Origin of the sequence: Pseudomonas fluorescens (genome assembly GCF_001307275.1) — a bacterium.
GTDB lineage: Bacteria > Pseudomonadota > Gammaproteobacteria > Pseudomonadales > Pseudomonadaceae > Aquipseudomonas > Aquipseudomonas fluorescens_AA.
Window position 1 is genome coordinate 5,913,994 of record NZ_CP012831.1, and the last position, 15,218, is coordinate 5,929,211.

The 15,218-nt window shown below is 63.5% G+C and carries 11 protein-coding genes; 6 read left to right on the forward strand and 5 right to left on the reverse strand.

Annotation, left to right across the window (positions count from 1 at the left end):
* Positions 1–85: 85 nt before the first annotated feature.
* From AO356_RS26150 to AO356_RS26165, 4 genes are all read left to right on the forward strand, one after another.
* Positions 86–868, forward strand: coding sequence for an ABC transporter substrate-binding protein (locus tag AO356_RS26150; protein ID WP_060742254.1), 783 nt, complete (start codon positions 86–88; stop codon positions 866–868).
* 69 nt (positions 869–937) lie between these two features.
* Complete coding sequence (locus tag AO356_RS26155; RefSeq protein ID WP_060742255.1) at positions 938–1,363, forward strand: GlcG/HbpS family heme-binding protein; 426 nt, start codon at positions 938–940, stop codon at positions 1,361–1,363.
* 236 nt (positions 1,364–1,599) lie between these two features.
* Positions 1,600–2,436 (forward strand): AraC family transcriptional regulator, encoded by an 837-nt coding sequence (locus AO356_RS26160; RefSeq protein WP_060742256.1) that lies wholly within the window; start codon positions 1,600–1,602, stop codon positions 2,434–2,436.
* Positions 2,437–2,489: 53 nt separating this feature from the next.
* The gene (locus tag AO356_RS26165; protein WP_060742257.1) at positions 2,490–3,092 is read left to right on the forward strand and encodes a LysE family translocator; all 603 of its coding nucleotides are present in this window, start codon (positions 2,490–2,492) and stop codon (positions 3,090–3,092) included.
* Between the two features lie 107 nt (positions 3,093–3,199).
* On the opposite strand, the gene aldA is transcribed toward AO356_RS26165, so the two are convergent.
* From aldA to AO356_RS26185, 4 genes are read right to left on the reverse strand one after another with little or no spacing between them, the layout of a single operon-like run.
* Positions 3,200–4,633, reverse strand: coding sequence for an aldehyde dehydrogenase (gene aldA / locus AO356_RS26170; protein ID WP_060742258.1), 1,434 nt, complete (start codon positions 4,631–4,633; stop codon positions 3,200–3,202).
* 11 nt (positions 4,634–4,644) lie between these two features.
* Positions 4,645–5,445, reverse strand: a complete 801-nt coding sequence (locus AO356_RS26175) for an aldolase/citrate lyase family protein (RefSeq protein WP_060742259.1) — start codon at positions 5,443–5,445, stop codon at positions 4,645–4,647.
* Positions 5,446–5,456: 11 nt separating this feature from the next.
* Positions 5,457–6,641: an L-rhamnonate dehydratase gene (gene rhmD, locus AO356_RS26180; protein ID WP_060742260.1), complete on the reverse strand. Its 1,185-nt coding sequence runs from the start codon at positions 6,639–6,641 to the stop codon at positions 5,457–5,459.
* Positions 6,642–6,657: 16 nt separating this feature from the next.
* Positions 6,658–7,953, reverse strand: a complete 1,296-nt coding sequence (locus tag AO356_RS26185) for an MFS transporter (RefSeq protein ID WP_060742261.1) — start codon at positions 7,951–7,953, stop codon at positions 6,658–6,660.
* Positions 7,954–8,079: 126 nt separating this feature from the next.
* On the opposite strand from AO356_RS26185, the gene AO356_RS26190 reads away from it, so the two are divergent.
* Positions 8,080–9,024: a LysR family transcriptional regulator gene (locus tag AO356_RS26190; protein ID WP_060742262.1), complete on the forward strand. Its 945-nt coding sequence runs from the start codon at positions 8,080–8,082 to the stop codon at positions 9,022–9,024.
* A 128-nt stretch (positions 9,025–9,152) separates the two neighbouring features.
* On the forward strand, positions 9,153–14,276 hold the full coding sequence (locus AO356_RS26195; protein ID WP_060742263.1) for a dermonecrotic toxin domain-containing protein: 5,124 nt from the start codon (positions 9,153–9,155) through the stop codon (positions 14,274–14,276).
* On the opposite strand, the gene AO356_RS26200 is transcribed toward AO356_RS26195, so the two are convergent.
* Positions 14,245–15,201 (reverse strand): class I SAM-dependent methyltransferase, encoded by a 957-nt coding sequence (locus AO356_RS26200; protein ID WP_060742264.1) that lies wholly within the window; start codon positions 15,199–15,201, stop codon positions 14,245–14,247. The two genes, AO356_RS26195 and AO356_RS26200, sit on opposite strands and share 32 nt — an antisense overlap.
* Positions 15,202–15,218 lie beyond the last annotated feature (17 nt).

Genomic DNA, 15,218 nt, shown 5'->3' on the forward strand with positions numbered 1-15,218 from the left:
CCGGGCTTGTTCACATTGCTGCTGCCATAACGGGCGACTTCTGTGGAGCGCCCGAACTCAATAACATCGCACCTGGAGCAAATGAATGAACGTTAAACGCATTGCCCTGAACCTGGGTTTCATCTCGCTGCTGGCGTTTGGCGCGAGCCTGCAAGCCGCCGAATCATCACTGCGTATCGGCATCGAGGCGGCTTACCCGCCATTCGCCTCGAAAACCCCGGACAACGCCATCGTCGGCTTCGACTATGACATCGGCCAGGCATTGTGCGCCGAGATGAAGGTCCGCTGTGTCTGGCAGGAGCAAGAGTTCGATGGCTTGATCCCGGCGCTGAAGGTGAAGAAGGTCGATGCGGTGATTTCCTCCATGTCCATCACCCCGGAGCGCTTGAAGTCGGTGGATTTCACCGACCGCTACTACCGGATCCCGGCGCGCCTGGTGTTTCGCAAGGGCAGTGCTATCAGCGACATCCCGGCACAACTCAAGGGCAAGCGGATCGGCGTGCAGCGGGCGACTAACTTCGATCGCTATGTCACCGATCACTTTGCCCCGGCGGGTGCCGAAGTAGTGCGCTATGGTTCGCAGAATGAAATTTTCCTCGACCTGCTGGGCGGACGCCTGGATGCGACCATGGCCAGTTCGGTGGTGATCGATGAAAGTCTGCTCAAGCGTCCCGAGGGCAAGGATTTTGAATTTGTCGGGCCCAATTTCACCGAAGAACAATACTTCGGCACGGGTATCGGCATTGCGGTACGCAAGAACGATGCGCTGGCGGGTCGCTTCAATCAGGCACTGGCGACCATTCGCGCCAACGGCACCTACGACAGGATTCGCCAGAAGTACTTCGATTTCGATATCTACGGTGAATGACATTCGAGGCTGTTTTTTGGCCCGCAGGTCTAGCCTGCGGGCTTCCTGTGACACAGCACGGAGTGATCCATGAAAAGCAAAGCGGTACTCACTGAACAGGATGTCGCGCAGTTGCTGGTGGCGGCCAAGGAACTGGCGCACCAGCGCCAATGGGCCGTTTCGGTCTGCGTGGTGGACGACGGTGGTCATCCCCTCGGGTTGTTGCGCCTGGACGATGCCTCGCCGTTATCGGCCTACATCGCGACGGAAAAAGCCCGCACCGCCGCGATGGGCCGGCGCGACAGCAAGGTTTTCGAAGACATGATCAATGGTGGTCGCTACGCGTTTCTCAGCGCTCCGCACCTGCAGGGTATGCTTGAAGGTGGGGTGACCATTCGTCATGACGGGCAGTGCATCGGCGCTATCGGGGTGTCCGGGGTCAAGGCCGAGCAAGATGCCGAATTGGCCCGACTGGCGGTGGAAGCGGTATTGCCGATGATCACTCCGGATGCCTGAGACGGCCATAAACCGTGGGAAGGAAGATGTGCAGGGGAATGGGATCTTGTGAGCACCACAAGAAACGGTGGGAGCGAGCTTGCTCGCGATGGCGGTAGGTCAGTCGCCCGGTGTATCTACAGACTGCGCGCCTTCGCGAGCAAGCCTGCTCCCCACAGGGTTTGCACAAATCTTCCAGACACACCCCTCATCAGCGGTTAATCTGCCAAGAGCACATTCGTTAAACGGGGCAGGGCATGACAGCGCGTAACTGGATCGATCTCAAGCAGGACGCCACGTCCGGTATCGAGACCGTGCGCGCGCATTTCGAGGGGCATGCCTATGACCCTCATTGGCATGACAGCTACCTGGTGGGCGTGACCGAGCAGGGTGTGCAGCAGTTTCATTGCCGCCGCCAGCAGCACAACAGCACGCCGGGCAAGGTGTTCCTGCTCGAGCCCGGTGAGTTGCATGACGGCAACGCGCCCCACGACCACGGGTTTACCTACCGCACGTTGTACCTGGAGCCCCAATGGCTGGAGCGCGAGTTGCGCTCCTTGTTCGACGGGGCGCCGGACAACGCCCAATTGGGATTCGCCGCCACCCTCACCGACGATGCGCGGCTGGCGAGTGCCACGGCCCTGGCCTTCCAGAGCCTGCATGAGCAGGAAATCCGCATCGTGCGCCAGACGGCCCTCGATACCTTGTTGGCCAACCTGACCCAACACCTGCACTGGCGCGCGCGGATCAACCCCGACCCACGCTTGCCATTGGTGGCGCAACAGGCCCGGGATTATCTGCACAGTCACCTGAGCGACGACATCGGTCTGGACGATCTGGCGCAGGTTACCGGTGTGGATCGTTTTCGCCTGAGCCGTGCATTCAAGGCGGCTTTCGGCCTGGCCCCACATGCCTATCTGATCCAATTGCGCCTGGCCCGGGCCCGGCGCTTGCTGGCCGCTGGCGAGAGCGCCGGGGCGGTGGCGGCCATGCTTGGTTTTGCCGACCAGAGCCACTTGGGCCGCTGGTTCCAGCGTGCCTATCGCCTGAGCCCGGCGGACTACCGCAAGCGCTGCTCAATTGTTCCAGACTGAGCGGGCCTTCGTGGGGATGATCGAATGACGATCATTCACCGAGACGTTGCTCCATGGACCAGTTACTGCCGTTTGCCTTGTTCGCCTTTGTCGCATCCATTACCCCGGGCCCGACCAATATCCTGGTGCTGAGCCATAGCTCGCGCTTTGGCCTGACCACCACCTTGCCGATCATTCTGGGGGCCTGCGCCGCGGCGGCTTTGCTGGTGTTGCTGGTGGGCACTGGATTGGGCGACGTGCTGGCGCGCCACGCCAGGGTGCAGACCCTGCTGTCATGGGCCGGCATTGCCTGGTTGAGCTGGATGGCCTGGCAGATTTTCCGCGCCCCGGCCCAGGCCATCGATCCGGAGCGTCCGGTTGAGGGCCCGCGACTGGGCCTGGCGGGGGCCGCCGGGTTGCAATTGGTGAACCCCAAGACCTGGATGATGGCGCTGGCGGTGGTCAGTGTGTTTGCCGGCGCCGAGGCCGACCGGACGGTCCGGGTCCTTTGGTTGTCCCTGGCCTTTTTCGCGATTTCCATTCCGTGCATGACCCTGTGGGCCTATCTGGGCCTCGGCGCTGCCCGGTTCTGCCGTTCCGCTGTGGCGATGGGCCGGTTCAATCGGACCATGGCGGTGTTGTTATTGGCATCGGCGTGGTTGACCTTGGTGGTCTGAGAGATAGGAGGACTGGGAAGAGTCGTTGTAGCGAGGGGGCTTGCTCCCGCTGGGTGCGAAGCGCCCCCAGACAGGCAGCGCTTCGCCAAGCCTCGGTCTATCGCAAGTCAGCTTTGCAAGTACACCGCATGGGTATGGGTGTACTCATACAAACCATGCTTGCCATCGGCCCCACCAATCCCGGATTTACGCACGCCGGCATGGAACCCCTGCATGGCTTCGAAGTTTTCGCGGTTGACGTAGGTCTCGCCAAAGTCGAGGCCACGAATGGCGTGCATGGCCCGGCTCAGGTCCCGGGTGTAGATCGAAGAAGTCAGGCCGTAGTCGCAGTCGTTGGCCAGGGCGATGGCCTCGTCCAGGTCGTCAATGATCTGGATCGGCAGCACCGGACCGAAGATTTCCTCACGCATGATGTCCATTGATGCGTTGCAACCGGCCAGTACCGTGGGTTGGAAGTGAAAGCCGCTGGAGCGATCCGCCACGCTGCCGCCGCTCACCAGGCTGGCGCCTTGGCTGAGGGCGGTTCGAACCTTGTGTTCAACGCTGTCCAGGCCCTGGCGGTTGATCAGCGGGCCCATCTCCACATCGGCTTCGGCGATCGGGTCGCCGTAGCGGGTGGCAGACATCGCCGCGCTGATCCGCTCGATGAATTGATCGGCGACCTTGCGTTCCACGTAGACGCGTTCGGCACAGTTGCAGACTTGCCCGGTGTTGATGATCCGTGAATCGCGAATGGCTTTCACCGCCAGCGCCAGATCGGCATCCGCCAGCACAATGGCCGGGGCCTTGCCGCCCAGTTCCAGGTTGAGCTTGGTAATGTTCGGCGCCGCCGCCGTCATGATCCGTGAGCCGGTGGCGACGCTGCCGGTGAAGCTGATCATGTCCACGCCTTTGTGACCGCTCAGGGCAGCGCCCACCTGGCCGTCGCCGCATACGACATTGAACACGCCGGGTGGCAGGTCGGTCGCGGCGACCAACCGGGCGAATTCGAAGCAGTTGTTCGGGGTTTCTTCGCTGGGCTTGATGACGATGGTGTTGCCGGTCAACAGCGCCGGGGCCATCTTGCGAGCGATCAGGAAAAACGGAAAATTCCACGGCAGGATCCCGGCCACCACGCCCAGGGGCTTGCGGAACAGGAAGATGTTTTCACCGGGGCGGTCGCTGGTGATGATCTCGCCTTCGATGCGCCGGGCCCATTCGGCCATATAGTCGAGATAGTCGGCGGTGAAATGGACCTCCACCTCGGCCAGGGCACTGATCTTGCCTTGCTCCAGGGTAATGGTGTGCGCCAGGTGGGCGACGTTTTCCCGCAGTTTGGCAGCGATGCGGCGCAGGTATCCGGCGCGTTCGATGGCCGGTTTGGCCGACCAGTCTTTCTGCGCGGCACGGGCGGTAGCCAGGGCCTGATCGACGTCGGCGGCGTTGGAAGCCGGGACCCGGGACAGCAGCGCCCCGGTAGCCGGGTTGAACACGTCCAGGTGTGCCTCGCTGTGGGTGAACTGGCCGTTGATGAAGTTCTGGAACACAGGAACGGATGACATGGCGGTGTCCTTCAGTAAGTGCGCGACGGCGTTTGAGCGGTGGCGGGTTCGCGGTAGAGGGCAAGGGTGGCAAGGGCACTCTGGCGCAGCAGGCTGATGTCGATGGCCACGGCGATGAACTGGCAACCCCAGCCCTGATAACGGCGGGCGTCTTCTGCGTTGGGTGCGAGGATGCCGCAAGCCTTGCCGGCCGCGAGGGTGGCATTGACCGCGAACTGGATACGTTCCTGGACTTCGGGGTGACCAGGATTGCCCGCATGGCCAAGTCCGATGGACAGGTCGGCGGGGCCGATGAACACCGCGTCCACCCCTTCGACGGCGGCGATGGCCTCGACGTTCTCCACACCGGTGCGCGACTCCACCTGGACGATCAGGCACAGCTCTTCATGGGCCGTGGTGAGGTAGTTGGCGACGCCATCCCAGCGGGTGGCGCGGGTCAGGCCTCCGCCGACACCACGCATGCCGTGGGGCGGATAACGCATGGCGCGCACCAGGGCCTGGGCTTGTTCAGCGGTCTCGACCATGGGAATCATCAGGGTCTGGGCGCCGACGTCCAACAGCTGCTTGATGAGGTTGGCATCGCCGGTCACCGCTCGCACCACTGGCGCGGTGGCATAGGGCGCTACGGCCTGGAGCTGGCTGAGCACGCTGGGCACGGTGTTGGGGGCGTGTTCGCCGTCGATCAGCATCCAGTCGTAACCGGTGCCAGCGACGATTTCGGCGGCGTAACCGCTGGCGAAACCGGCCCAGATGCCGTACTGCGTATGCTTGGAGGTCAGCGCGGCCTTGAAGGCGTTGTGGGGCATGGTCATGGTGGACTCCTCTAGCGGTTATAAGGCCTATGCAGTTGGCACTCAGGGTTCAGCGTCACGCCGAAGCCGGGCTGATCGAGGACCGACAGCCGCATGCGGCCTTGCACCGGTACCGGCTCGCCCAGCAATTGCGGGTGGAACATCGGCACCACTTCGTCCGCCTTGGGCGCCATCATCAGGAACTCGGCGAACGGGCTGTTATGCCGGGTGGCGACGAAGTGGTAGCTATAGACCGAAGAGCCGTGGGGGATCACCAGCGCGTTGTGGGCGTCGGCCAAAGCCGAGATTTTCACCAGTTCGGTGAGCCCGCCACACCAGCCGACGTCGGGCTGGATAATGTCGCAGCAGCCCATTTCCAGGAGCATGCGGAAGCCCCAGCGGGTGGCCTCGTGCTCGCCGGTGGTCACCAGCATGCCCTTGGGGACGTTTTTGCGCAGCGCCGCGTAGCCCCAGTAGTCGTCGGGCGGCAGGGCCTCTTCGATCCATTTCAAGCCGTGCTCATGGGCGCCGACCGCGAGTTTGGTGGCGTAGTTGAGGTCCAGGCTCATCCAGCAATCGAGCATCAGCCAAAAGTCCGGACCGACCCGTTCGCGCATCGTCGCCAGTGCCTCGAGATTCTTGCGCAGGCCTTCTTCGCCTTCGGCCGGGCCGTGATGCAAAGGCATCTTGCCGCCGATGAAGCCCATTTTCTGCGCCAGGTCAGGCCGTGCACCGGTGGCGTAGAACTGCAACTCATCGCGCACCGCGCCGCCGAGCAGTTGATGCACCGGTTCCTGGCGGATCTTGCCGAGCAAGTCCCAGAGCGCCAGGTCCACGCCGGAAATCGTGTTGATCACCAGGCCCTTTCGGCCGTAATAGAGTGTCGATTGGTACATCTGGTCCCAGATCTTTTCGATGTCGGTGACCCGGGCTCCCTCGACGAATCGCGCTAGGTGCTTCTCAACGATGTAAGCCGCCGGCTCGCCGCCGGTGGTCACGGCAAACCCGACCGTGCCATCGTTGGCCTCGATCTCTACCACCAGGGTGCCGAGTACGTTGATGCCGAAGCTGCGGCGACTCTGGCGGTAGTCCGGGTATTTGCTCATCGGTGTGGCGATGTGATCGTCGATCCAGTGGCCGTCCGCCTGGTCGTGATAATCCGCGCCGCCGCCTCGCAGGACGAAGGCGCGGACGTGTTTGATCGTGGGGATACCCATTGTGCAGCTCCTTGAGTTAAACCGTGGCCGGTGTGTTCGAAGCGCGTTGGCCGGGGGAGTGGATGCCCAGTACCAGCAACGCGGCGATGACGGTGGTGGCGGCGAGCAGGTAAAGGCCGGCCGCAGGAGAGTGGAAGGCGCCTTCGGCCCAATTCTTCAGCACCGGGGCAATGAAGCCGCCGAGGGCACCGAAGGAGTTGATCAGCGCAATGCCTGCCGCAGCGGCACTGCCAGCCAGGTAACTGGAGGGGAAGGTCCAGAATACCGGCTGCACGGCGATGAAGCCGGAAGCGGCGAAGCACAGGGCGATGATGCCCAGAAGTGGGCTGGACACACTGACCGAGCAGGCGATCCCGGCGGCGGCCATCAATAGGGTCAACGTAGCCGTGCGGCGACGCTGGCCAGTGCGGTCGCTGTAACCGGGAATCAGGTAGGCCGCGCACAGCGCACAAACCCACGGAATAGCCGTGACCAGACCCACCAACAAGCCAACCTTGCTGCCCAGCAACCCGGCCACTTGGCTCGGCAGGTAAAACACTACGCCGTAGACGCTGGCCTGGATCAGCAGGTAGATCAGGCACAGGTAGAGCACCGAAGGCTGGCACAACACGCTGAGCAGGCTGCGGCCATGGGATTGTTTGTGTTGGTCCTCGGCATCAAGCAGTTCCTGGACCTGGCGGCGCTCTTCGAGCGTCAGCCATTTCGCATCGGCGGGGCGGTTGTCCAGGTACCAGTAGGCCCACACGCCCACCGCCGACGCCATCAGGCCTTCCACGGCGAACAGCCATTGCCAGCCGTGAACACCGACGAAACCGTCCAGCTCCAACAACAGTCCCGACAGCGGGCTGCCGAAAATGAACGCCAGCGGCGCACCGAAATAGAAGAAGCCCATGGCCTTGCCCCGGGCCGCCGAGGGGAACCAATAGGTGAGGTAGAGGATCACGCCGGGGAAGAATCCGGCTTCGGCCACGCCCAGCAGGAAGCGCAGCACGTAGAAACTGGTTTCGTTGTGGGCGAAGACCATGGCCGCCGACACCAGGCCCCAGGTGACCATGATCCGGCACATCCACAACCGCGCGCCGACGCGGTGCAGGATCAGGTTGCTGGGCACTTCCAGCAGTGCGTAACCGGCGAAGAACACGCCCGCACCAAACGCGAATGCGGCGTCGCCGATACCGGTGTCGGCCTGGAAGGCCTGTTTGGCGAAGCCAACGTTGGCCCGGTCGAGAAAAGCCATGATGTACATCAGCAACAGGAAGGGCAGCAGGCGCCAGGAAATCTTGGCCAGCACAGACACAGGAAGAGTCTTCATCGCGGGAGTCCTTTAGCAGGTATTTGTTCTTATGGGCTGGACTGTACGGCGGGCGATTGATGCGTTACAAATCGAATCTCGCTAACAATCGATACCCTCAAGGTATCGGTAATCAGAGGCCAATCCATGACCCATCCCGTGCTGTCACGCAGCCTGTTCAACCGTCTGCGCTACAAACATTTGCACATGCTGGTGGCCTTGAGCGCCAGTCAGAACCTGCACCGGGCTTCCCAGAGCCTGAACATGTCGCAACCGGCAGCGACCCGGATGCTGCACGAGATCGAGGACATGTTCGGTTGCGACCTGTTCGAGCGCATGCCCCGGGGCATGCGCCCGACCGCCCTGGGCCAGGAGCTGATTCGCTTCGCCGAATTGGCCCTCAGCGGTCTGGACCGCTGCGCCGAAGACCTGCTGGCCCGTCAGCAGGGCGGTTATGGCTACCTGTCCATCGGCACCATCATGGGGGCAGCGCCGGACCTGGTCATGGACTCCATCGCCCGGATCAAGGCGCTCAATCCGCAGCTGCGGATCCGCATCATGGGGGACACCAGCGACCAGGTGATCCAGTTGCTGGAGCAGGGCCGCATCGACCTGGCCATCGCCCGGCGCAACGCCTCCACCGACAGCGAGCACTATGACTTCGAGCAACTGGGCAATGAACGACTGCTGGTGGTGGTCCACGCCGGCCATCCCCTGGCCCGGCGCAAAAAACTGGACCTGGCCGAACTGGTCAGCGACTGGCCGTGGATCCTGCAGCCGGAAACCAGCCCGGCGCGCATCGGCCTCGATCAAGCGTTGCAACGTCTTGCGCTGCCGACGCCCGCAGACATCATCGAATGTAGCTCGGTGTATTCCATGCAACAGCTGATTCAACTGACCGACGCGATCATGGTGCTCTCGGAAACCGCCTTGCGCGATTACCTGAAGATGGGCCTTGTGGTGGCGCTCCCGGTGGCGCTGGACGTGCAATTGGCGCCGTTTGGCTTGTTGCGGCGCAAGGGGGAGCCGGTGAGCCGGGAGCTGGGGTTGTTCATTGATCTGCTGCGCACGCAGGCCGCGGCGGGAAGGTAGCGCCTGAGCGCTTGCTGCGCTGACGCCCGCAACCCCTTGCAACGGTTGCGCGGTTTCAAAAACCGATCGGTTTGGAGAGCATCGGCCACGTCAACGCACTCAATCGCCCCCAAGGATGGAGGTCCACCATGTCTACCCTCGATACCCATGTCGAGTTTATCCAGGCCAGGCTGCCCGCCTGGCTGAAACGAGCCCCACGGCCCCAGCAGGAGCGCTTCAGGGTGCTCACCCGGCAACTGCAACACGACAGCGATGCACTCAACGCATTGCTCAAGGACCTGCCCACGCCCTATGCCTTTACCCTCGACCTGCTCAAGGAGCAGCCGCAGGTGCAAGGCTGGAGCCAGGTCAATGGCCGCGGCGATGTCGCGGATGCGCTACGTCGGGCAAGGGTCCGGCGCAGTTCGTTCGTCACGGACCCCGCGCTATCGGTCGTCGAGGCGGCCATGCGCAACTATCCTCCCGACGATGCAGTCACCGGCAGCGCGTTCGATCGAAAAGGCGAACTTTTCATCAAGGGCAAGCCCGGGGAGTTCTATCGTTGGGGCGCCCCAGCGGATACCGCGCCGCTGCCCATGACCCCGGCCAGCTTCGCTCGCCTGTGCCGCAGCGTGGATGTGGGCGGGGCCTACCGGCGCTCGCTCGAGTGGCGGCTGCCGCGTATCGGCCATCAGGTGCCCATCGTCGCCACGGCCTACATGGCCTATGCACGCAGCCAGCTCGCCTATGACGCCTACGAGGCGAAGCTGGATGGACGTCTGGACAACACCGGTGAGCGCTTGCTGGCCCACGTCGGCGTGCAGTTGGAAGATCGGCCCGTGGCGCCGCTGGCCTGCGAGGTCAAGGCGCTGGCGTTGCTGTCGGCGCCGTTGTTCGGCGTTCGGGTGTACTGGGGACTGGAAGGAGATGCCAATGGTGTTCGCCCGATCGTGCTGCACATGCCCCATGATGCAGTGGCACCGCTCAAGCAGTTTCCCAGCTTGCAGGCACTGTCGGCCGAGCTGACTGAGCGGGTCCGCAAACGCAGTTACCGCCAGACCCTGTTGCGTTATCTGCCGCTGCGTCTACAGGCCAGCCTGGGATCGGCCCTGCACGATCAGGTGGAGTGGAAGGTCACGGACAACCTCAACCTCTTCCAGGAAATCCATGCCCGCATCACCGGTTGGCGCGAGGGTGAGCGAGGCGAGGACGACAACCCTCGACGCATTCGGATCCCCACGCCCAAGGTGGCCTGGGGCCTGGATGACCTGCGCGAGGATCCCTGGCACTCCACCTACCATGAATGGCGCGGTCATACCTTGGCCAACGCCTCGGCGTTGATGGTCCCGACCCGGGACCAGGACTGGCGGGCGCTGCTGGCCCGCCTCGAATACTGGGAAGGCCTGGTCGAGCGTTCGCTGATGGTCGCCGCGACCTTTTTCCCGTTCTGCGCGCCGGTGGGCATGGTTGCCGCCGCGGTGGGCGGGGTGCGCCTGGTGTATGAAATATTCGAAGGGATCCAGGCGTTCAATGAAGGTCACGCGCAAGAAGGTATCGAGCATATCTTCAACGCCTTGTTCGGGGTTGCCCAGGGCGCTTACCTGGGTTTCATTGGCGCAGCCATCGAGCCCATGCCCGTCGCTGACGGCACCACCCGCCTGTGGAATGGCGACGTGCGCGCCTTCGAAGCACAGCGCTTGCCTCCGGTGGAGGCCGAGCAGGACGCCTGGGGTGTCTGGCGCACCGCTGACGAGGCCTGGGTGTGGATCGAGGATCGTTACTTCGAGGTCCAAGGCACGCGGGACAAGGTGAATCTGCGCCTGCCTCCCGGGCATAGGGGCGTTGCACCGCCGCTGGAATGGAACCGCACGCGAGGCTGGCAGTGGGCGCATCGCAACCCCTTGCAGCGAAGTGGCCTGGAGCTGTTGCGAACCTTCGCCGAGACGCCCGCCGAACTTGACGACTCTACGATCCTGGCCTTGCAACGCCAGGTCGGTATCAGCGAAGCGCATCTGCGCTACCTGCAAGTGGAGGCGCGGCCAATGCCGGCCATACTGGCCGATGCCCTGGACGAGGTGCGGAACTGGCAATGGGTGCGGCGCACCATCGAACGCCTGCGCCGTGGCGAAGCACCGCAAGGGATGCATTTTCGCATCGTCCAGACCCTCGTGGAGTTGCCGGGCTGGCCGGAAGACATGACCTTGCGCTACCACGATGGCGTCAATCTCTACCCGGTAGGCGATACGGCCGACACCCGTTCCATCCTCCTGACCAAAACCGACCTGGCCCACGACGCCTGGGCCGCTCGCATCCTGGAAGGCCTGAGCAGCGATGAGCAAACCGTACTGTTGGGGCAAAGCAGTATCGGTTTGCAACCCTTGGAGCAAAGTCGCCTGTTGGCCAGCCGTTGGGCCACCCGCCTGGAGCGTGACGCCAGGCGGGTGACGATGGCCATGGGCAGGTCCACCCGACTCGATCCACTGGCAGTTCCCTTGGTCCAGGCATTCCCCAGCCTGCCTGAATCCATCGCCAACGAGCTCGTTCGCGACGTGACAGGCAAAGACCGGCTGCGCTTGCTCGAGGGGCGGGTGGCTGGGGACCTCGGCAGGCGGGCGGCCGAAGCGTTGCGCGAGCTGCGCTTGAGCCGTGCGCTGCGCGCCCTGGAACGTGGCGAAAGCAGCGTCGATCGGGATCGCATCGTCATGGGCCTGCTGGCGGATATGCCCAGGCTCCGCGGTCGCCTGCACCTGCGCCTGTGGTTGCGCGAGCTGGCGGATCCGGTCGAGTTGGGGGACGCCGGGCCGCTGAAAGTCATCCGCCAGGAAGGTGAACTGTACCGCCCCTTCGACGAAACCGGCGAAGAACTGGCGAACGCCGTCGCCCTGGAGGCTGCGCTGCTAAGTGCCATGCCGGATGAGGCTCGCAGCGCCCTGGGCCTGAACATCTGGGAGGCGGACCGGCTGCGCAGCCAACTGCTGGCACAGGCCCTGGAAGACCGGCAAGCCCTGCGTCCGTACTTGGCGATGCGTCGCCTGGGCAGCCTCGGGTCTCGTCCGCAATGGCTGAACGGACACTTGGTTTACCCGCTCAGCGGCCGTGGCCGGCTGCCGTTGCAGGAGTGGCAAGGCAGCACGCGTCAGCGTCTGGAGCGGCTCTATCCCGCCCACGCGGGCAATGCACTGGAACGGCTGCAGCTTGGCCTGACTGAACAGGCCGGACTCGAGGGCATCAGCCTCAACGATGTGATCACCCGCCTGGAGCACGAATGGACCACCCTGGACCAGGGGCTGCGCCAATGGGTCGACCAGGAAGGCTTTCATCACCCCGCCGAACAGATACTGGACCGTGAGGCACTGGTCGCGCAGCGCCAGGTCATCGCGAGGGAAATTCGCCGGGCCTGGCAGCGCGCGCCTGACCCGGGCCGGGAGGGCGCAGAGTTGGTATTGCGGATAGAAAACATCAACGTCGGCCGGCTGCCCCCCGTCAATGTTCGTTTCGAGCACATCGAATCAGTGGTGCTGGCCAACCTGGAGCTGGTCGAGGATCCTTCAGATTTCCTGCGCATGTTCCCCGGCATCGAATCGCTTAGCCTGCGGGGCAATCACCTCACCGCCGTCCCCGTTGCGGTAACTGAGTTGCGGGCGCTGGTGGATCTGTCGTTGGCCCGCAACCCGTTGCACCTGAACGCGGAGGTGTTTGCGCCGCTGCTGGGCGACGATCCCACGATCCCGTTATGGACCCTGGACCTGTCCGGGATCAGCAGCGGCGCGGCTTCGGGAACCAACGCCGAGGTGCTTGCCGCCATTGGCAGCCTGGCTTCGCTACCGTCCCTGCGTGAAGTCATATGGGCCGACAACCTGGATTTCACGCCCGAGCAGTTGCAGGCCCTGACGGCCACATTGCCCGACCTGCGAGCGCTGAACCTGGCGCGCTGTGGCTTGCGGCTGGACGAGGAGGGCAGCACCTTCCTGCGCAGTGCCACCGCTTTGCAGGAACTGCGCCTGAGTGGAAACAACTGCCGGGACCTGCCGGAGCTCCCCGAGCTTGCAAACCTGATGACGCTGGAACTGGGCAGGACCGGCCTGGATCGGGTGCCCTCGTTGGCCTTGGCGGTGCTGGCCAGGCATTCCGATGTGTTCATCTCCGATACGTTCGTCGTCGATCTCAGCGGCAACCGTATCACCTCTATCCAGGATGACCTGCTCCCGGCGCTCAACCGTTTGCCGAGCCTTGACACACTTGGGGTCTGGCTTGACGACAATCCCTTGCCCAGCGCCCAGATCAATGCCCTGCGCAATGTGTTTCCCGAGGCGTTTCGCTACACCGTCGACGAGTGGCTTTACATTTCTGCCTCGCTCCAAAGGGCACTGGAGGTCGCCCGTGACGATCCCGGGATGCGGGGTTTCATCGATTGGTTTTCTGGCCGTGTCCGCGAAGCCGACGAGGATTCCCCCGCTGGACTGGCGTTTGGCGTTCGCCAGAGGGCCGGGGCGGTTCTGCAGCACTTTATCGGCTATGGAAACGTCTATGGCCGCCTGCCTACCTTGATTGGCGATTTCGATGTGCAACTTCGCCAACTGCGCACGCGCTTGCAAATCCGCAGCCAGGACAGGCAGCAGCCAGACATCGGCGAGCTGGAGCTGCACTTCACGATGTTCGAGTCGGTGATGCGTGCACGACTGGCTCGGGACGGGGCGCCGTTTTCGAGTTTCCTGGCGGAACATCTCTCCCATTGGGACTTCGCGTTGATGGACCGCTTTATCGATCCGGTGCAACGCCAGGCGCAAATGAGCCGGGAGGCGTTCATCGATTGGCTCAGCGACGCTCAGGATACGTTCAATAGCAACGATCAAACCCCACGTACCGGCGAGATGACCTGGCGACCTTACCTGGGGTTGATGTCCCGCGACTGGCCCGAAGGACTGGCGATCTGGGAAACCGTCGATGACGATTTGGTGAATGCCTTCAGCGAGCCCATCGATCCGTCCCGCTGGCCCCAGGTCATGCTGGATAATCTGGTTTCGCCGGACCCCGAATTACCCAGCCCCTTGGAGCCGGTCACCGAAGGCGAGCGGATCGTCTGGCGTCGCGCGGGGCTCGAAGCCGTCGCCGATGTGGATTGGAGGGGTGGCCAGCCGGTGACGCTCAACGAGGATCAGTTGCGCCGCACCATGGCCATCTACCGTTCGGTCAAGAGCCGGGAGGTCGAGGCCTTGGTGCGCCGGGTGACCAGGAGCCTGGTTACCGCCTGGTGGCCGGTGCTGCCGCTGTGAAGACCAGCGCCTTCAGGCCACATTGCACGTCGGCATCGGGAAACTCCGGTGGGTTGGCCAGGCGCTGCTCGAACGTCAGGCCGGGGGCTTCGCGGGTGACGCCGTCGATGAGGAAGTCCGGGCCGGTGGCTGGGTCATTGCTGCAGGCCAGGACCGTGCCGTCGGCCGTCAGCAGTTCCGGCAGGCGGCGCAGGACCCGCTGGTAGTCCTTGGTCAGCAGGAAGCTGCCTTTCTGGAAAGTCGGCGGATCGATGATCACCAGGTCATAGGGTCCGCCGTTGATCACTTTGCCCCAGGATTTGAACAGGTCATGGCCGAGGAAACTCACCTGGCCAAGGTCATGGCCGTTCAGGCGATGGTTGTCACGGCCTCGACTCAGGGCCGCCCGCGACATGTCCAGGTTGACCACGTGCCGCGCACCGCCGGCGATGGCCGCCACCGAGAAGCCGCAGGTATAGGCGAACAGGTTCAGCACGCGCTTGCCGGCGGCATTGGTTCGGACCCAGTCACGGCCGTAGCGCATGTCGAGGAACAGGCCGTTGTTCTGTTTCTTGCCCAAGTCGATCCGATAGCGCAGGCCACCTTCGGTCAGGGTCCATTCGTCGATGGGGTCGCCCACCAGCCATTGGGTGAGGCTCTGGGGCAGGTAGCGGTGTTGCACGGCGAGGGTACGGGCGCCGCTGTTTTTCCAGGCGGGCGCGGCGGCAAGGGCGAGCAGCATGGACATCAAGTCATCCAACTGCGTCGGTTCCGGTTCCTTGAACAACGATACCAGCACAATCCCTTGCAGCCAGTCGACGGTGATCTGCTCCAACCCCGGCCAGCAGCGGCCGCGACCATGGAACAAACGGCGGGTTTCTTCCGGCGGGGACGCCAGGGCTGTCAGCAAATGGGTCTGCAGGTCATGTAGAACTTGAGGGGTCATCAGGCAAGGCCAGCGAT